This window comes from Thermobifida alba, from assembly GCF_023208015.1.
GTDB lineage: Bacteria > Actinomycetota > Actinomycetes > Streptosporangiales > Streptosporangiaceae > Thermobifida > Thermobifida alba.
Genome location: NZ_CP051627.1, coordinates 434,006 through 451,453, shown reverse-complemented (window position 1 = coordinate 451,453; position 17,448 = coordinate 434,006). Strand labels below are relative to the sequence as shown.

18 protein-coding genes and 1 riboswitch are annotated in these 17,448 nt (G+C 73.0%); of the genes, 8 read left to right on the top strand and 10 right to left on the bottom strand.

Annotation, left to right across the window (positions count from 1 at the left end):
* Positions 1-52 precede the first annotated feature (52 nt).
* The 4 genes from carA to pyrR are packed head-to-tail and all read right to left on the bottom strand — an operon-like array spanning position 53 to position 4,153.
* Positions 53-1,303, bottom strand: coding sequence for a glutamine-hydrolyzing carbamoyl-phosphate synthase small subunit (carA, locus tag FOF52_RS02040; protein WP_425265518.1), 1,251 nt, complete (start codon positions 1,301-1,303; stop codon positions 53-55).
* Positions 1,300-2,595, bottom strand: coding sequence for a dihydroorotase (locus FOF52_RS02035; protein WP_248592127.1), 1,296 nt, complete (start codon positions 2,593-2,595; stop codon positions 1,300-1,302). The genes carA and FOF52_RS02035 overlap by 4 nt, the downstream gene beginning before the upstream one ends.
* Complete coding sequence (locus FOF52_RS02030; protein WP_248592126.1) at positions 2,592-3,533, bottom strand: aspartate carbamoyltransferase catalytic subunit; 942 nt, start codon at positions 3,531-3,533, stop codon at positions 2,592-2,594. Before FOF52_RS02030 ends, FOF52_RS02035 begins: the two co-directional genes overlap by 4 nt.
* Positions 3,533-4,153 (bottom strand): bifunctional pyr operon transcriptional regulator/uracil phosphoribosyltransferase PyrR, encoded by a 621-nt coding sequence (gene pyrR / locus FOF52_RS02025; protein WP_248592125.1) that lies wholly within the window; start codon positions 4,151-4,153, stop codon positions 3,533-3,535. The genes FOF52_RS02030 and pyrR overlap by 1 nt, the downstream gene beginning before the upstream one ends.
* A 519-nt stretch (positions 4,154-4,672) precedes the next feature.
* On the opposite strand from pyrR, the gene bldD reads away from it, so the two are divergent.
* On the top strand, positions 4,673-5,167 hold the full coding sequence (bldD, locus tag FOF52_RS02020; protein WP_248592124.1) for a transcriptional regulator BldD: 495 nt from the start codon (positions 4,673-4,675) through the stop codon (positions 5,165-5,167).
* A 425-nt stretch (positions 5,168-5,592) separates the two neighbouring features.
* On the opposite strand, the gene FOF52_RS02015 is transcribed toward bldD, so the two are convergent.
* Complete coding sequence (locus FOF52_RS02015) at positions 5,593-6,663, bottom strand: polyprenyl synthetase family protein (protein ID WP_248592123.1); 1,071 nt, start codon at positions 6,661-6,663, stop codon at positions 5,593-5,595.
* Between the two features lie 85 nt (positions 6,664-6,748).
* Between FOF52_RS02015 and metF the strand changes: the two genes are divergently transcribed.
* The gene (metF, locus tag FOF52_RS02010) at positions 6,749-7,690 is read left to right on the top strand and encodes a methylenetetrahydrofolate reductase [NAD(P)H] (protein ID WP_248592122.1); all 942 of its coding nucleotides are present in this window, start codon (positions 6,749-6,751) and stop codon (positions 7,688-7,690) included.
* Here metF and FOF52_RS02005 read toward each other — a convergent pair.
* Positions 7,602-8,216, bottom strand: coding sequence for a GNAT family N-acetyltransferase (locus FOF52_RS02005; RefSeq protein ID WP_248592121.1), 615 nt, complete (start codon positions 8,214-8,216; stop codon positions 7,602-7,604). The genes metF and FOF52_RS02005 overlap by 89 nt on opposite strands.
* A gap of 28 nt (positions 8,217-8,244) precedes the next feature.
* Positions 8,245-8,751, bottom strand: coding sequence for a YbaK/EbsC family protein (locus FOF52_RS02000; RefSeq protein WP_248592120.1), 507 nt, complete (start codon positions 8,749-8,751; stop codon positions 8,245-8,247).
* A gap of 138 nt (positions 8,752-8,889) precedes the next feature.
* On the opposite strand from FOF52_RS02000, the gene FOF52_RS01995 reads away from it, so the two are divergent.
* Positions 8,890-9,807: an SDR family oxidoreductase gene (locus FOF52_RS01995; protein ID WP_248592119.1), complete on the top strand. Its 918-nt coding sequence runs from the start codon at positions 8,890-8,892 to the stop codon at positions 9,805-9,807.
* 115 nt (positions 9,808-9,922) lie between these two features.
* On the opposite strand, the gene thiE is transcribed toward FOF52_RS01995, so the two are convergent.
* Entirely contained in the window at positions 9,923-10,579 is a 657-nt protein-coding gene (thiE, locus tag FOF52_RS01990; protein WP_248592118.1) for a thiamine phosphate synthase, read from the bottom strand.
* A gap of 45 nt (positions 10,580-10,624) precedes the next feature.
* Positions 10,625-10,984: an Rv2175c family DNA-binding protein gene (locus FOF52_RS01985; protein ID WP_248592117.1), complete on the bottom strand. Its 360-nt coding sequence runs from the start codon at positions 10,982-10,984 to the stop codon at positions 10,625-10,627.
* Between the two features lie 118 nt (positions 10,985-11,102).
* Positions 11,103-11,213: riboswitch (TPP riboswitch) on the top strand.
* Here FOF52_RS01985 and thiO point away from each other — a divergent pair.
* From thiO to pknB, 4 genes are all read left to right on the top strand, one after another.
* Positions 11,206-12,375, top strand: coding sequence for a glycine oxidase ThiO (gene thiO / locus FOF52_RS01980; RefSeq protein WP_248592116.1), 1,170 nt, complete (start codon positions 11,206-11,208; stop codon positions 12,373-12,375). Its footprint overlaps the riboswitch before it by 8 nt.
* A 2-nt stretch (positions 12,376-12,377) precedes the next feature.
* On the top strand, positions 12,378-12,578 hold the full coding sequence (gene thiS / locus FOF52_RS01975) for a sulfur carrier protein ThiS (protein ID WP_248593727.1): 201 nt from the start codon (positions 12,378-12,380) through the stop codon (positions 12,576-12,578).
* Between the two features lies 1 nt (position 12,579).
* Positions 12,580-13,386, top strand: a complete 807-nt coding sequence (locus FOF52_RS01970) for a thiazole synthase (RefSeq protein ID WP_248592115.1) — start codon at positions 12,580-12,582, stop codon at positions 13,384-13,386.
* A gap of 112 nt (positions 13,387-13,498) precedes the next feature.
* Entirely contained in the window at positions 13,499-15,469 is a 1,971-nt protein-coding gene (gene pknB / locus FOF52_RS01965) for a Stk1 family PASTA domain-containing Ser/Thr kinase (protein ID WP_425265517.1), read from the top strand.
* 11 nt (positions 15,470-15,480) lie between these two features.
* Here the strand turns inward: pknB and FOF52_RS01960 are convergent, their stop codons facing one another.
* Positions 15,481-16,083, bottom strand: coding sequence for a sulfite oxidase-like oxidoreductase (locus FOF52_RS01960; RefSeq protein WP_248592114.1), 603 nt, complete (start codon positions 16,081-16,083; stop codon positions 15,481-15,483).
* Positions 16,084-16,377: 294 nt separating this feature from the next.
* Here FOF52_RS01960 and aroF point away from each other — a divergent pair, with 294 nt between their 5' ends.
* Entirely contained in the window at positions 16,378-17,424 is a 1,047-nt protein-coding gene (gene aroF, locus FOF52_RS01955) for a 3-deoxy-7-phosphoheptulonate synthase (RefSeq protein WP_248592113.1), read from the top strand.
* The last annotated feature ends 24 nt before the right edge of the window (positions 17,425-17,448 follow it).

The window sequence follows — 17,448 nt, the reverse complement described above, 5'->3', positions numbered from 1 at the left end:
CGTCGCCACCGTGGCCCGGTGGGCGCGCCGGTGGTCCGCGGAGCGGAGCGGTTCAGGCGCGCGCGGACTCGCGCGCGTCCCGGTGGGCGGCCATCATCTCGACGAAGGCGTCGAACAGGTCGGCGGCGTCGTGCGGACCGGCGGCGGCCTCGGGGTGGAACTGGGCGCTGAACGCGGGGCGGTCCAGCAGCCGCAGCCCCTCGACCACGTTGTCGTTGAGGCCGACGTAGCTGACCTCGGCGCGGCCGTACGGGGTGTCGAACGGGCCGTCGAGGTCGGCGCGGACCGCGAAGCCGTGGTTCTGGCTGGTGATGTAGACGCGTCCGGTGCGGGTGTCGCGGACCGGCTGGTTGACTCCGCGGTGGCCGAAGGGCAGCTTGTAGGTCTGCAGTCCCAGGGCCCGGCCCAGGATCTGGTTGCCGAAGCAGATGCCGAACAGCGGCGTGCCCGCGTCCAGCACCCCGCGCATCGCCGCCACGGCGGTGTCGGCGGTGGCCGGGTCGCCGGGGCCGTTGCTGAAGAAGACGCCGTCGGGGTCGAGGGCGAGGATCTGCTCGGCGGTGGTGTCGGCGGGCAGGACCCGCACCTCGCAGCCGCGTTCGGCGAGCCGCTGCGGGGTCATCGCCTTGATGCCGAGGTCGACCGCGGCGACGGTGAAGCGGGTGGGCACCCCCGCGGGCGGGTGGACCGTGTACGGCTCGGTGGTGGTGACCTCCTCCACCAGGTCGGCTCCGGCCATCCGCGGGCTGGCCAGGACGCGCTCCAGCAGTTTGGCGGGGTCGAGTTCCACGGTGCTGACGGCGGCGCGCATCACGCCCCTGTCGCGCAGGTGGCGGGTGAGCGCTCGGGTGCCCGGCATCGCGATGCCCACGACGCCCTGGCGGCGCAGCTCCTCGCCGAGGGTGCGCTTGGCCCGCCAGTTCGACGAGATGCGGGAGGGCTCGCGGACGACGTACCCGGCCACCCAGATGCGGCCCGACTCGGGGTCGTCGTCGTTGACCCCGGTGTTGCCGACGTGCGGCGCGGTCATCACCACGATCTGGCGGTGGTAGGAGGGGTCGGTGAGGGTCTCCTGGTATCCGGTCATCCCGGTGTTGAACACGATCTCGCCGAAGGTCTCCCCCTCGGCTCCGAAGGAGACCCCGTGGAAGACTCGGCCGTCCTCCAGCACCAGGATCGCGGGCACCTGCACGTTCTTCTTCCCCTCTGCGGGCGTGGTGGTTGTCTGGTCGCTGCGGCGCGGTGCGCCCGCCGGGCCGGCTGCGGGCCGCGCGGGCGTCCGGGCGTGGTGGCTCATGCTCACTGGATCTTCCCGTCGAGAACGGTGGGCTTCCCGCGCAGGAACGTGGCGAGCACCCGCCCGGGCAGCCTCATGCCGGCGTACGGCGAGTTGCGGCTCTTGGAGGCCATCGCCGCGGGGTCGACCACCCGTGTGGCCGCGGGGTCGTAGAGGGTGACGTTGGCGGGTTCCCCGACGGCGAGGGGGCGGCCCTGGCCGGGGACGCGTCCGATGCGGGCGGGCACGGCGGACATGCGCTGCGCCACCCCGGCCCAGTCCAGCAGGCCGGTGTCGACCATGGTGTGCTGCACCACCGACAGCGCCGTCTCCAGGCCGAGCATGCCCATCGCGGCCTGGCTCCACTCGGTCTCCTTGGCCTCGCTGGGGTGGGGGGCGTGGTCGGTGGCGACGATGTCGATCGTGCCGTCGGCGAGCCCCTCGCGCAGCGCCTCGACGTCCTCGGCGGTGCGCAGCGGCGGGTTGACCTTGTAGACCGGGTCGTAGCTCTCGGCGAGGTCGTCGGTGAGCAGCAGGTGGTGCGGGGTCACCTCGGCGGTGACGTCGCAGCCGCGGCTCTTGGCCCAGCGGATGATCTGCACCGACCCCTTGGTGGAGACGTGGCAGACGTGCAGGCGCGAGCCGACGTGCTCGGCGAGCAGGCAGTCGCGGGCGATGATCGCCTCCTCGGCCACCGCGGGCCAGCCCGCCAGTCCCAGCCGGTCGGAGACGACGCCCTCGTTCATCTGGGCGCCCTCGGTCAGCCGCGGCTCCTGGGCGTGCTGGGCGATGACCCCGTCGAACGCCTTGACGTACTCCAGGGCGCGGCGCATGAGCAGCGCGTCGGAGACGCACATGCCGTCGTCGGAGAAGACCCGCACCCGGGCCGGGGAGTCGGCCATCGCGCCGAGTTCGGCCAGCTGCTCCCCGCGCAGGCCGACGGTGACCGCGCCCACCGGGTGCACGTCGCAGTAGCCGGCCTCGCGGCCCAGCCGCCAGACCTGTTCGACGACTCCGGCGGTGTCGGCGACGGGGTCGGTGTTGGCCATGGCGAAGACGGCGGTGTAGCCGCCCATCGCGGCCGCGCGGGAACCGGTGGCGACGGTCTCGGCGTCCTCCCGTCCGGGTTCGCGCAGGTGGGTGTGGAGGTCGACCAGTCCGGGCAGGGCGATCGCCCCGGCGGCGTCGACGACCTCGGCGCCGTCGGCGTCCAGGCCGGGGCCGATCGCCTCGATGCGGCCGGAGGCCAGCAGCAGGTCGGTGGGCTCGCCGCCCAGCACGCGGGCGCCGCGGATCAGGTAGCGCTTGGTGTCGGTCATCTGGTCTCCCCCTGTTGTGCCGGTCCCTGGATGGCGCCGCCCAGCAGCAGGTACAGCACGGCCATGCGTACGCTGACGCCGTTGGTCACCTGCTCCACGACGGTGGAGCGGGCGGAGTCGGCGACCTCGGCGGAGATCTCCATGCCGCGGACCATCGGTCCCGGGTGCATGACGATGGCGTGGTCGGCCATCCGCGCGAAGCGGTCGGCGTCCAGGCCGTAGCGGCGGCTGTACTCGCGCGCGGACGGGAAGAAGGACGCGTTCATCCGCTCGGCCTGCACCCGCAGCATCATCACGACGTCGCTCTTGGGCAGCACCTCGTCCAGGTCGTAGGAGACCTGGCAGGGCCAGGCGCCCACCGAGACGGGCAGCAGGGTGGGCGGGGCCACGAGGGTGACCTCGGCGCCCAGGGTGTGCAGCAGCAGCACGTTGGAGCGGGCGACGCGGCTGTGCCGGATGTCGCCGACGATGGCCACACGCAGGCCCTCCAGGTGTCCCATGCGTTCGCGCATGGTGAAGGCGTCCAGCAGGGCCTGCGTGGGGTGTTCGTGGGTGCCGTCGCCCGCGTTGACGACCGCGCCGTCGACCCATTCGGCGAGGCGGCGCGCGGCCCCGGAGGCGCTGTGCCGGATGACCACGCCGTCCGCGCCCATGGCCTGCAGGGTCAGTGCGGTGTCCTTGAGGCTCTCGCCCTTGGAGACGCTGGAGCCGCGGGCGGAGAAGTTGATGACGTCGGCCGACATGCGCTTGGCCGCGGCCTCGAAGGAGATGCGGGTGCGGGTGGAGTCCTCGTAGAAGAGGTTGACCACGGTGCGTCCGCGCAGGGTCGGCAGTTTCTTCACCGAGCGTTCGCCGACCTGGGCGAGTTCCCGGGCGGTGTCGAGGATCAGCACGGCCTCGTCGCGGGTGAGGTCTCCGGTGGAGAGCAGGTGCCGCATCAGCGCTCCCCTCCCGGGGTGGCCGCCGCGGGTTCGGCGCCGGGGCGGGGCTTGGCCGGGCCGATCAGGACGGCGTCGCGGCCGTGCAGCTCCTCCAGCAGGACGGTGACGCTCTCCCGCAGCGAGGTGGGCAGGTTCTTGCCGACGTAGTCGGCGCGGATGGGCAGTTCGCGGTGGCCGCGGTCGACCAGGACCGCCAGCTGCACCGCGCGGGGGCGGCCCAGGTCGTTGAGCGCGTCCAGGGCGGCGCGGACGGTGCGGCCGGAGAAGAGCACGTCGTCGACGAGGACCACGACGCGTCCGTCGATGCCCTCGGGGGGGATCTCGGTGCGGCCGAGCGCGCGGGCCGGGGCCAGCCGCAGGTCGTCGCGGTACATGGTGATGTCGAGGGCGCCCCGGGGGACGCGGCGGGACTCCACCCGTTCGATGCGCTGGGCGAGCCGTTCGGCGAGGGGGACGCCTCCGGTGCGGATGCCCAGGAGGGTGAGGTCGTCGCCCCCCTTGGTGCGTTCGAGGATCTCGTGGGCGATGCGGGTCAGCGCGCGGTCGATCTCGGGGCCTTCCAGGACCGCTCTTCGCTGGTCTGGCCGCTCGCCGTCGGCATGTTTTCGGGCATGCACGAGCGGACCTCCTTCCCTGCCTCACTGGACAGGTCGTTAAAGGACGTCGGACGGCTTTCACGGTACCAGCGCCGGTTTCCGCGGGTGACGTAGCATGGACACACCAAGCAGAAAGTATGAGAGTGATCACACTCGCAAACCTTGACTCTGCGCGAGCAGTCAGGTTCAGCAGGTGTGGTCACGATGGGCAACACCGGGGAGAGCAGCCGAAAAACTCCACGAGAGGGGGCATTCGGGAAAAATCAACCGCGACGTTGTGCCCCGTTTAGGGGGAGTATGAGAGTCGCCTCACTTACACACAGTTTGGCCACTGAATCGTCGCGTTTTCACCCAACGGCTTGACCTGAGCACTCTCCCCGCCCTACCGTCACTGTCCGTAACCACTGTGGGGGTGTGATTCCGCGAGTCGCCGACTGAGCCGCACACCGGTCGTTGTGACGCGACACGGTTCCGCAACGAGCCCGCCGCGGGTCCGCCCTCCGTCTCAGCCACTTTTCACTGCCGGGGAGCACGAGAGACATGGCATCGGAATACGCAAAAGCCCTGGGCGCCCGCCTGCGCGCCATCCGTACCCAGCAGGGCCTGTCCCTGCACGGCGTGGAGGAGAAGTCGCACGGACGGTGGAAGGCCGTCGTGGTCGGCTCCTACGAGCGCGGTGACCGCGCCGTGACCGTGCAGAAGCTGGCCGACCTCGCCGACTTCTACGGCGTGCCGATGTCGGAGCTGCTGCCGGGCGGAGCCGCGCCCGCGCCGCTGGGCCCCACTCCCAAGCTGGTCATCGACCTGGAGCGGATGCAGCAGCTGCCCCAGGACAAGGCCGGCCCCCTCGCCCGCTACGTGGCGACCATCCAGAGCCAGCGCGGCGACTACAACGGACGGGTGCTGTCCATAAGGCAGGAGGACCTGCGCTCGCTGGCGGTCATCTACGACCGCTCGCCCGCCGACCTGACCGAGGAGCTCATCAACTGGGGTGTGCTCGACCCCGAGGCCCGGCGCGCGGTCGACGCCTTCTAGGCCCCGGACGCACGACCAAAGCCGCGCCTCGGACACCGGACCGCTGAGGGGTCCGAGCAGCGTGGAACCAGGACGAGAACCGGCGGCCGCCCCGAGGGGCGGCCGCCGGTGCCGTGTGTACCCGTGGTCCGCAGAGCCGAGGGGCGGGCCGCCCATGGTGGTGGGCGTGGCCGGACGAGAGGCTTCCCCTCCCCCCGCCCGGCCACTCGCGTTCCGAGGCGCCAGAGGGGCCGCCGCCCCGGAACGAGCCGGTGGGGCGTCGTGGCCGCCACCCCCGACAGCGGTTCGGACCACTTTCATTGAACACCTTCGAACAGGTGTTCGTCAACCTTGGTGAGCTGGGACGACATCCCGGAATCAGCGCACCGGCCCCGTCGCGCCCCCGGTGCGGCCGAGCGGGGGCACGACGCCGGAGGCGCGGCCTCCTAGTGCTTGCGGGCGGTGGCGGCGACGATCAGGTCCGCCAGGGCCGGACGCGCGTCGTCGGCGATCGCGTCGTCCTCCAGGGCCCGGGTCGCGTCGGCCACGTAGTCGGTGATGCGGGCCTCGCAGGCCTCCAACGCCCCGCTGTCCACGATGACCGAACGCATCCACGCCACCTCCTCGGCGCCCAGCCCCGGGTCGCCCAGCAGCCGCCGGAACTGCTCGGCGTCGGCCGGGTCCGCGCGGCGCAGCGTCTCCGCCACCAGCACGGTGCGCTTGCCCTCCCGCAGGTCGTCCCCCGCGGGCTTGCCCGTCTCCTCCGGGTCCCCGAAGACGCCGAGCACGTCGTCGCGCATCTGGAAGGCGATGCCCAGCGGGATGCCGTAGGCGGTGTAGACGGAGGCCAGGTCGGCGTGCCGCCCCGCCAGCGCCGCTCCCAGGTGCAGCGGCTGCTCGACGGTGTACTTGGCGGACTTGAACCGCATCACCCGCAGCGCCGCCTCCACGGTGTCCGCGCCGCGCGCCTGCTCCACCATGTCCAGGTACTGGCCGGCCATGACCTCGGTGCGCATCCGGTCGAAGGGGCCGCGCCCCGCGGCCAGCGACTCCGGCGGCAGCGCGCTCGACTGGTACATGTCCTCGCACCAGGCCAGGCACAGGTCACCCAGCAGGATGGCCGCGCCCCGCCCGAACTGCTCGGGGTCGCCGTGCCAGCCCGAGTCCCGGTGCAGGGCGGCCAGCCTGCGGTGGGTGGCGGGCAGCCCGCGCCGGGTGTCGCTGTTGTCGATCACGTCGTCGTGGATCAGCGCGCACGCCTGGAGCAGCTCCAGGGCCGCGGCGGCCGTGTACAGGCCGGGCTCCTCCCCGCCTCCCGCGCCCCGCCACCCCCAGTAGCAGAACGTCGGGCGCAGCCGCTTGCCGCCGTTGATCATGGCGTCCAGCGCGGTCAGCACCGGTTCCAGCTCCGCGCCGATCTCCAGCAGCAGGGGGCGCCGGCTCGTGACGAAGGCCGCCAGCTCGGCGTCGATCATGGGGCGGACGAAAGCGACCGGAGACATGTGCGAGGAGGTCATGAGGGCAGGCTACCGACTGTTCCGATGTCCGTCTCCGCCACGACACGCCGCAAACCCCACCGATATGGTCGGTTACAGTGGGGTCATGCTCGGATCACCCACGCGTCCCGCGTCCCGACCGCGCCGTATCAGCGAACTGCTCGCGACCGGAGAGCCCACGTTCTCGTTCGAGTTCTTCCCTCCCAAGACCCCCGAGGGGGAGCGCCTGCTCTGGCGGGCGATCCGGGAGCTGGAGTCGCTGCGCCCGTCCTTCGTGTCGGTGACCTACGGCGCGGGCGGCGGCACCCGCGACCGCACGGTCGGCGTCACCGAGCGGATCGCCACCGACACCACGCTGCTGCCGGTGGCGCACATGACGGCCGTCAACCACTCCGTGCGCGAACTGCGGCACCTCATCGGCCGGTTCGCGGACGTGGGGGTGTGCAACATCCTCGCGCTGCGCGGCGACCCGCCCGGCGACCCGCTGGGCGAGTGGGTCCGCCACCCCGAGGGGCTGGCCTACGCCGAGGAGCTGGTGCGGCTGATCAAGGAGAGCGGCGACTTCTGCGTGGGCGTGGCCGCCTTCCCCTACAAGCACCCGCGCTCCCCCGACGTGGAGACCGACACGGACTTCTTCGTCCGCAAGTGCCGGGCGGGCGCCGACTACGCGATCACCCAGATGTTCTTCGAGGCCGACGACTACCTGCGGCTGCGGGACCGGGTGGCGGCCCGGGGCTGCGACGTGCCGATCATCCCCGAGATCATGCCGGTCACCCGGTACGCCACCATCGCCCGCTCCGAGCAGCTGTCGGGGGCCCCGTTCCCCGCCCGTCTGGCCGAGGAGTTCGAGCGGGTGGCCGACGATCCCGAGGCGGTGCGCGCGCTCGGCATCGACCACGCCACCCGGCTGTGCGAGCGGCTGCTCGCCGAGGGGGCGCCCGGCATCCACTTCATCACGTTCAACCGGTCGACGGCCACCCGCGAGGTCTACCGGCGGCTCGTGGGCTCCGCCCGGCCGGAAGCCGCAGCGGTAGCGGCGCGGCCATGATGGTGAACTCCCGGTCGGGGGTGCCGGGGAAGCGGAAGCCGGTGATCAGGTCCACGAAGCCGGACGACAGGTAGAGCCCGCGGGCGGGCGTGGGCCCGGTGTGCGTGGACAGCACCGCCGTGCGCTCCCGCCGCGCCTGGACGAGCCGGTGCAGCACGGCCCGGCCGATCCCGTTGCCCTGCCACTCCGGCAGCACGTGGAGTTCGGCGACCTCGAAGGAGTCGGCGAACCAGCGGCGCACCCCCGCCGGGTCGGTGCGGGCCAGTTCCGCGGTGACCACGTCGTGCCACCACTGCCCGGGACGGCCGTGGAAGCCGTAGCCGAAGGCGACCCCGTCCCCCTCCCCGGTCACCGCGACCACCGAGTGGAACCGCGGATGTCCGGCGTGCTGGCGCATGATGGCCTGCCGCCCCGGCAACTGCTCCGGCGGCGGGGACATGGCGGCCGAGTAGATCTCGATCAGCGCGGGAAGCGCGCCGACGAAGGCCGGTGCGGCCAGTTCCCACAGCTCGATTTCGGTTCCCACACGGCCACACTAGGCGCTTCGCCGGTCCTCAGGGGTGAGGTTGTCCGACATCGGCCGGTGTGCCGCCGGTCAGCCGGCACAGCTCCGCGAACGAGGTGGGGAACACCGTGTGCGGGTGCCCCGCCGCGGCCCACACCACCTCGTGGCGGTCCAGCCATTCGTCGACGAGGGTGGGGATCGGCTTGGGGTGTCCCAGCGGGGCCACGCCGCCGATGGGCTGGCCGGTGTGCTCCCGCACGAACTGCGGGGTGGCCCGGACCACCTCCGCCGCGCCGAGGAGCGCGGCGACCTTGCCGGTGTCGACCCGGTGGGCGCCGCTGGTGAGGACCAGGACCGGGTGGAGCGCGTCGGAGGACGCGGCGTCCGGGTCGTGGCGCACGGCGAAGACGAGGCTGTTGGCGATCGCGCCGACCTCGCAGCCCAGCTGTGCGGCGGCGGCCGCGGCGGTGCGTGCGGACTCCGGCAGCTCCCGGACCGTGCCGGAGGCTCCGTGGGCGGCGAGCAGGTCGGCGACTCTGCGGGTGTTGGGGTGCATGGCGCGATCATAGGGCGTGTCGGGCCCCGTCCCGCCCGCGGACGCCGGTGCGCGGCCGCCCCGCGCCTTCGGCCCTCCCGCCGAACCCCGGCGCGCCGGTCAGTGCACGCGCGGGGCTGTTTGCCGAAGATAAGGAACATGGGTGAGGATCTGACAGCGGAACGTATCATCGCGACGACCGGAGCGACCGGCGCCGTCGGCGGCAGAGTGGCCGCCCGGCTGGCACGGCTGGGTCTCGCGCAACGGCTGGTCGTCCGTGACCTCAACCGCGCCCCCGAACTGCCGAAGTCGAGCGCGGCCCTGGCCGCCTACGAGGACCCCGCCGCCTTCGGACGCGCCGTCCGGGGCTCGGACGTGCTGTTCCTGGTCGCCGCCGACGACGCGCGCGAACGGGAGGCGCTGCACCGCGCCGTGGTGGACGCGGCCCTCGCCGAGGGCGTGCGCCACATCGTCTACCTGTCGTTCCTCAACGCGGGCGCCGCGGCGACGTGCGTGCTGGGCCGTGAGCACCACGCCGCCGAAGCGTACATCCGCTCCACCGGGGCGGCCTACACCTTCCTGCGGCCCAGCCTGTACCTGGACCTGCTGCCGGGGTGGATCGGCGAGGACGGCACGATCCGCGGCCCGGCCGGGGACGGCCGGGTGGCCTGGGTGTCGCGGGACGACGTCGCCGACGTGGCCGCCGCCGTGCTGCGCGCCCCCGAGGGGCACGTGAACCGGGTCTACGCCGTGACCGGCCCGGAGGCGGTGTCGCTGGGGTGGACCGCCACCCGCCTGTCCACGCTCACCGGGCGCACCGTCGTCTACGTCCCGCAGACCCCCGAGGAGGCGGTCGACTTCCTGAACTCCCGGGGCCTGAGCGCGCGGGAGGTGGCCGAGCGGGTGGGCGCGTGCGCGGCCGTCGCCGCCGGGGAGCTGGACACCGTCAGCACGACCGTCCCGAGGCTGACCGGCCACCCGGCCCGGTCCCTGGAGGGCTACCTGCGCAAGAACCCCAGCGCGCTGTCGCACGCGCCGCTGTTCGGCGACTCCGGCAAAGCGGCGACGGCGCCGTGACCGGACGGCCTCCTCCGCGCGGAGGAGGCGGCACCCGAAGCCCCGCGCCGGTGCGGGCCGCGGGAGCGGGGTCCGACCGGTCCGGCCGCCGCGCGCGGCCGCGTCGCCCGGGCGCTCAGTCCGCCGCGGCCTCGGCCAGGCGGCGCCGGAACTCCGCCGCCGCCGCCCGCGGGTCCTCGGCCCGGGTGATGGCGCGCACCACCACGACCCGGCGGGCCCCGGCCGCCAGCACCTCGTCGAGGTTGTCCAGGTCGATGCCGCCGATGGCGAACCAGGGCCGGGCGGGGCCGAGCGCGGCGACCCGCGCCACCTCGCCGAGGCCCGCGGCGGGACGGCCCGGCTTGGTGGGCGTGGCCCACGCCGGGCCGATGCAGAAGTAGTCGACGCCCTCCTCGCGGTCGGCCGCCGCGGACAGCTCCGCCGTGCTGGTGGAGCGGCCGATCAGCGGACGGTCGCCGAGGATCGCGCGGGCGTACGGCACGGGCAGGTCGCGCTGGCCCAGGTGGAGCACGTCGGCCCCGACGGCGTGGGCGATGTCGGCGCGGTCGTTGACCGCCAGCAGCGCCCCGTGGCGCTCGCAGGCCTCGCGCACCGTCTCCAGCGCGGCGAGCTCCTCGCGCGCCTCCAGGGTCTTGTCGCGCAGCTGCACGATGTCGACGCCCCCGGCCAGCGCCGCGTCGAGGAACTCGGCGAGGTCGCCGCGGTCGGCACGGGCGTCGGTGCACAGGTACAGCCGGGCGGCCTCAAGCCGCTTGCGCAGGGTCTCGTCCACGCCCCCCACCCTAGCCGCCGCCGGACCGCCGGGCCGGGCCGGGCCTCAGAGCAGCATCGCCTGGGCGCGGCGGTGCACCTCGGTGCCGCGGTTGGCGCGGATCGCCTCGATGGGGGTGCCCGGCAGGCTGTCGTCGGCGGTGAACATCCAGCGCAGCGCCTCCTCCGGGGTGAAGCCGCTGTCGGCCAGCAGGGTGAGCGCGCCCCGCAGGCCCTTGGGGGTGGTGCCGTCGACGATGAACGCGGCCGGGACCGAGACCTCTCCCGCGCGGGTGACGCCCAGGAGTCTGTGGTCGCGGATCATCTGCCTGACCCGGTTGGGGCTGACGTTGAGCGCGGCGGCGGCTTCCCGGAGGGTGAGCCACTCGCCCACGAGCGCATCGATGTCGCGGTCGATCGGTGTCACGGTTCCAATCTCGCACATCCGGCGCCCGGGCACCTCCCCTCTCCGGCCGTGATCGCTGTAGGCGTACACATCGGGCCTTTACCCCCGTACCACCTGGGCGACCTAGAATGCGAACGAAAGCGAAACCCGCGGGAGCCGGACGGAACCGGCTGAGAGGGAGGCTGGCGGCTTCCGACCGCAGAACCTGATCCGGGTCATACCGGCGAAGGGAGTGGAGCGCCGTGGACCTGCGCTCGTTCCCCGACGTACTCGTCGTCGGGGGTGGACTGATCGGCCTGGTCACCGCGTGGCGCGCGGCCCGCCTCGGCATGCGGGTGACCGTGGTCGCCGCGGATGAGTCGGGCGCCGCGTCCGGGGTGGCCGCAGGCATGCTGACCCCCGCGACGGAGGCGGTGTTCGGCGAGGAGTCGCTGATGCGCTTCGGGCTGCGCTCCCTCAGCCGCTATCCCGACTTCGTCGCCGACCTCGCCGAGGACACCGGTGTGGACCCCGGTTACCGCACCAAGGGCACCCTGCAGGTGGCCTTCGACCCCGACGACCTGGCCGTCCTCTCCGAACTGGAGAAGCTGCGGGCCGATCTCGGCATCCGGACCGAACGGCTCACCTCACGCGAGTGCCGCCGCCTGGAGCCGATGCTGGCCCCCTCGGTGCGCGGCGGCTTCCTGGCCCCCGACGACCACTCGGTGGACCCGCGCCGCCTCGCCTCGGCGCTGCGGTCGGCCGCCGCCGCGCGCGGCGTGGTGTTCGTGCCCGACCGCGTCGTCCGGGTGGTGGTCGAGGGCGACTCCGTGCGCGGCGTGGTCCTGGACCGCGGCGACGTCGTGGAGGCGGGCCAGGTGGTGCTCGCCGCGGGCGTGTGGACCTCCCTGATCGACGGACTGCCCGACGGGGTGGTCCCCCCGCTGCGCCCGGTCAAGGGACAGCTGCTGCGGCTGCGCGTCCCCACGGGGGTCGAGCCGATCGTGACCCGCACGGTGCGCGGCCTGGTCCGGGGCTTTCCCGTGTACCTGGTGCCGCGCACCGACAGCGAGGTGGTCCTGGGCGCGACCCAGGAGGAGATGGGCTTCGACACCCGGCTGACCGTCGGAGGGGTCTGGGAGCTCCTGCGCGACGCCCGCGAACTGCTTCCCGGGATCACCGAACTGGCGATCCACGAGACCTGCGTGGGCCTGCGCCCCGGCTCCCCCGACAACGAACCCCTGCTGGGGCCCACCCGCCTGCGCGGACTGCACCTGGCCGTCGGACACTTCCGGCACGGGGTGCTGTTCACCCCGGCGACCGGGGACGTCATGGCCGAGGCCCTGAGCACCGGGCGGCTGCCCGAGTACGCGAGCCACCTCGCGGCGGACCGCCCCCTCCCCACCCCCTCATCATCGGAAGGGATCGAATGACCGTGAACGCGATCATCAACGGCGAGACGCGCCAGCTTGCTCCGGACACCACCGTCGCCGACGTGGTGCGCTCCCTGACCAGAGCGGAGTCCGGCGTGGCGGTGGCGCTCAACGACGAGGTGGTGCCCAGGACCGACTGGGTGCGCACCGTCGTGTCCCCCGACGACCGGGTGGACGTGCTCACCGCCGTCCAGGGGGGCTGACTTGACCGACACCCTGACCGGGAACCCCCGCTCCGACACCGGCACCGCCGACGACCCGCTGGTGATCGCCGGGCGGTCGTTCGGTTCCCGGCTCATCATGGGCACCGGCGGCGCGCCGTCGCTGCGGGTGCTGTCGGAGGCGCTGCGCGCCTCCGGCACCGAGTTGACCACCGTGGCGATGCGCCGGGTCGACCCGAACGCCGAGGGGTCGGTCTGGGACGTGCTGCGGGAGAACGCCATCAGCCCGCTGCCCAACACCGCGGGCTGCTTCACCGCCGTCGACGCGCTGCGCACCGCCCGCCTGGGCCGCGAGGCGCTGGAGACCGACTGGGTGAAGCTGGAGGTGGTCGCCGACGAGCGCACCCTGCTCCCCGACCCGGTGGAGACGCTGGACGCCGCCGAACGGCTGGTGGACGACGGCTTCACCGTGCTCGCCTACACCAACGACGACCCCGTGCTGGCCCGCCGGCTGGAGCAGGTGGGCTGCGCCGCGGTGATGCCGCTGGGCGCGCCGATCGGCTCGGGCATGGGGATCCGCAACCCGCACAACATCGAACTGATCGTCGAGGAGGCCCGGGTCCCCGTCATCCTGGACGCGGGCATCGGCACCGCCAGCGACGCGGCGCTGGCCATGGAACTGGGCTGCGACGCGGTGCTGCTGGCCACCGCGGTCACCCGGGCGCAGGACCCGGTGCTGATGGCGCACGCCATGCGCGAGGCGGTGACGGCCGGGCGGCGGGCGCGGCTGGCCGGACGCATCCCGGTCCGGCGCTACGCGCACGCCTCCTCCCCGGCCCGCGAGTCCTGACCCGGCCGGGCGGGGCCGGGGGGAGGTCCCCGGCCCCGCCCGGCCGGTCCGCGACCAGGAAGAAACCGTCTCGACACCGTCGGATTCCGCGATCCACCGTAAACTGCCCCTCGTGGACATGACGGCTGCGGACGCGCTAGTGGGAACGACCCTCGCCGGTCGGTACCGGGTCGAATCGAGGATCGCCAACGGCGGTATGGCGACTGTCTTCGTCGCTCACGATCTGCGACTGGACCGACGCGTCGCGTTGAAGGTGATGCACGCGAGCCTGGCGCGGGACCCGCAGTTCGTCCAGCGGTTCATCAACGAGGCGCTGGCGGTCGCCAAGCTCTCCCACCCCAACGTGGTCCAGGTCTACGACCAGGGCAGCGACCAGGGCCACGTGTACCTGGCGATGGAGTACGTGCCGGGGCAGACCCTGCGCGCGTCGCTGAAGGCGCGGTCCCGGTTCTCCCCCGCCGAGGCGCTGCGGGTCATGGTGCCGGTGCTGGCCGGTCTGGGCGCCGCCCACCAGGCGGGCATGGTGCACCGGGACATGAAGCCCGAGAACGTCCTGATCACCCGGGACGGTCAGATCAAGGTGGCCGACTTCGGGCTGGCCCGGGCGGTGGAGGCCAGCCAGCAGGGGCTGACCAAGACCGGCACGCTCATGGGCACCGCCGCCTACCTGGCTCCCGAGCAGATCACGCACAGCACCGCCGACGCCCGCAGTGACGTCTACGCCTGCGGGATCATGCTGTACGAGCTGCTCACCGGCCGTCAGCCGCACACCGGCGACTCCCCGATCGCGGTGGCCTACCAGCACGTCAACGAGGACGTGCCGCGCCCCTCGCGGGTGGTGCCGGGCATTCCCCCGGAGGTCGACTCGCTGGTGGTGCGCGCCACCGAACGCGACCCCGCCTACCGGCTGGCCGACGCGGGCCAGTTCCTCGCCGCGGTGTTCGCCACCGAGAAGGCCCTGCAGCAGCAGTCCGCCCCGGCGGCCACCGCCGTGGTGGAGGCGGTGCCCGCCGCGCCGCCCGCCTCCGCCGGGGACTCCGACGGCGACACGCAGACGCTGCAGGCCGTCGACATCCCCCCGGTGGAGTACGACGACGAGGACGAGGAGGACGGGAGGCCGGCCCGGCCGAGCCTGCGCACCCCGCTGCTGGTCGTCGGGGCGCTGCTGCTGGTGCTGGCCGTCGGGTTCGGCTGGTGGATGGTCGACGGCCGCTACGAGACCGTTCCCGACCTGGTCGGCCAGGAGAGCGACGCGGCCCGCCACGACCTGCGGCTGCTGGGCTTCAGGGTGCAGACCGCCGAGGAGCCGGCCTACAGCGACGAGGCTCCCCCGGGCACGGTCGCCGGAACCGACCCCGCGGCCGGGGACAGGCTGCTGCCGGGCACGCTCGTCACCCTCATCCTGTCGGCGGGGCCGCAGTACGTGGAGATGCCCGACGTCGAAGGCGCCTCGGTGGCCGCGGCCCGCGACGCCCTGGAGGAGGTGGGCCTGACCGACATCGTGGAGGACGAGATCACCTCCTACGACAACCCGCCGGGGACGGTCATCACCTCCAAGCCCGCCCCGGGGGAGCGGGCCGACCGCGAGGAGAGCGTGACGCTGACCATCAGCGCCGGGTTCCCCGTGCCCGACGTGGTGGGCCGCAACGTGGACGACGCCAGGAGCCTGCTGGAGGCCAGCGACCTGCAGGTGGAGGTCGTCGAGGAGCACCACGACGAGGTGCCCGAGGGCCAGGTCGTCGCGCAGGACCCCGAGGCGGAGACCACCGTGGGCGCCGGGCAGACCGTGACGCTCACCGTCTCCTCCGGCCCGGAGCTGGTGGAGGTTCCCGACATCCGCGGCTGGAAGGTCGACAAGGCCCGCAAGGAGCTGGAGGAGTTGGGCTTCAGCGTCACGGTGCACCAGGTCATCGGCGACCGGGTCGGCGACTACAACCCCAAGGAGGAGGCGCCGAAGGGGGCCACGATCGAGATCTGGACCTCCCCCTTCGGCCGGGGCGGCGACCGGGAGGGCCCCGGTCGGGGCGGTGACCGGGACGGCCCCGGCCGGGGCGGCGACCGGTCCTGGTTCCCGCTGGACTGAGCGCTTCCCGCTCAGTCCAGCGGGGGCCCGTCCCCGGGATCCTCCTGGTAGGAGTAGCGCTGCTCGGACCACGGGTCGGCGCGGTTGTGGTAGCCGCGCTCCTCCCAGAACCCGCGCCGGTCGGCGGTCATGTACTCGATGGCGCGCACCCACTTCACGCTCTTCCAGCCGTACAGGTGCGGCACGACCAGACGCACCGGATGGCCGTGCTGGGGGGCCAGCGGTTCGCCGTCACGGTGCGTGGCCAGCAGTACGTCGGGGCGGAGGAAGTCGTCCATGCGCAGATTGGCGCTGTAGCCGTACTCGGCCCAGACCATGACGTGGGTCGCGTCCTCAGCCGGCGGGGCGAGCTCCGCCAGGGTGGACGCGGCCACCCCCCGCCACCGGACGTCGGTGATCGTGAACCTGGTCACACAGTGGAAGTCGGCGACCACGTCGACACACGGCAGCTCCCGGAACCCGGCCCAGTCCCACCGGTACCGCTTCGCGTCCGCCGTGGCGCCGTAGACCTGCAGGTCCCAGCGGTGCGGGCGGAACCGCGGCACCGGGCCGTAGTGCACCGCGGGCCATCCGCTCGGCACATACTGCCCTGGTGGCAGCCGTCGCTCAGACAATCGTTCTCTTCTCCCGATGCTCGATCCAAGGCCATCTTTCCAGGTTCCCGGTTACGCCCCGACTCCGCCTCGTTGGCAACGGCGCCTCCCCCGTGCGCTATAGTCACTGCCATGCAGCGGAACTTCTGGCGCTTTTATGGCTACCGGCCCACGGGATCGGTCGCCCGACGAGCGCTGCGCTGACACGGACGACTTCGAAGCCCCGGGCCGCATGGTCCGGGGCTTTTTTGTCTTTCCCGTCCCGCCGCTGCCCCGACACCCACTCTCCACAGCACCCGTTAAGGACAGCGTTCAATGGTCATCGTGATGGCGCCCGACGCCTCTTCCGACAACATCGCCTCGATCGTGGACCTCGTCGCCTCGGCCGGCGGCGAGGCCTACGTGACCCGGGGCGTGAGCCGAACCATCATCGGGCTCGTGGGCGATGTCCAGCGGTTCGCGACCCTGGACCTGCGCGCCCTGCCGGGGGTGGCCGACGTGCTGCACATCTCCGCCCCCTACAAACTGGTCAGCCGGGAGAACACCGCGGAGCGGTCGGTGGTGCGCGTGGCGGGCGTGCCGATCGGCGGCGACCACATGACGGTGATCGCCGGACCGTGCGCGGTGGAGACCCCCGAGCAGACCCTGGAGGCGGCGCTGATGGCCAGGCGCGCGGGCGCCTCGCTGCTGCGCGGCGGCGCCTACAAGCCGCGCACCTCCCCCTACGCGTTCCAGGGTCTGGGCGAGGCGGGGCTGAAGATCCTGTCGGACGTGCGCGACGAGACGGGGCTGCCCGTCGTGACCGAGGTGGTGGACGCCTCCGACGTGGAGCTGGTCGCCTCCTACGCGGACATGCTCCAGATCGGCACCCGCAACATGCAGAACTTCGCGCTGCTGCAGGCCGCGGGGGAGGCGGGCAAGCCGGTGCTGCTCAAGCGCGGGATGAGCGCCACCATCGAGGAGTGGCTGATGGCGGCCGAGTACATCGCCCAGCGCGGCAACCTGGACATCGTGCTGTGCGAGCGCGGTATCCGCACCTTCGAGAAGGCCACCCGCAACACCCTCGACATCAGCGCGGTCCCGGTGGCGCAGTCCCTGTCGCACCTTCCGGTGATCGTGGACCCGTCGCATTCGGGCGGCAAGCGGGACCTGGTGCTGCCGCTGTCGCGCGCGGCGATCGCGGTGGGCGCCGACGGCATCATCGTCGACGTGCACCCCGCCCCGGAGACGGCGCTGTGCGACGGGCCGCAGGCGCTGACCGAGGCCGACCTGGACGCGTTGGCGCACCTGGTGGACACGCTTCCCGCGCTGGTGGGCCGCACGCTCACCGCTGTTCCCCAGACCGCCGCGCTCGGCGTCTGAACGGTGCCTCCCCGTCGCCCCGGC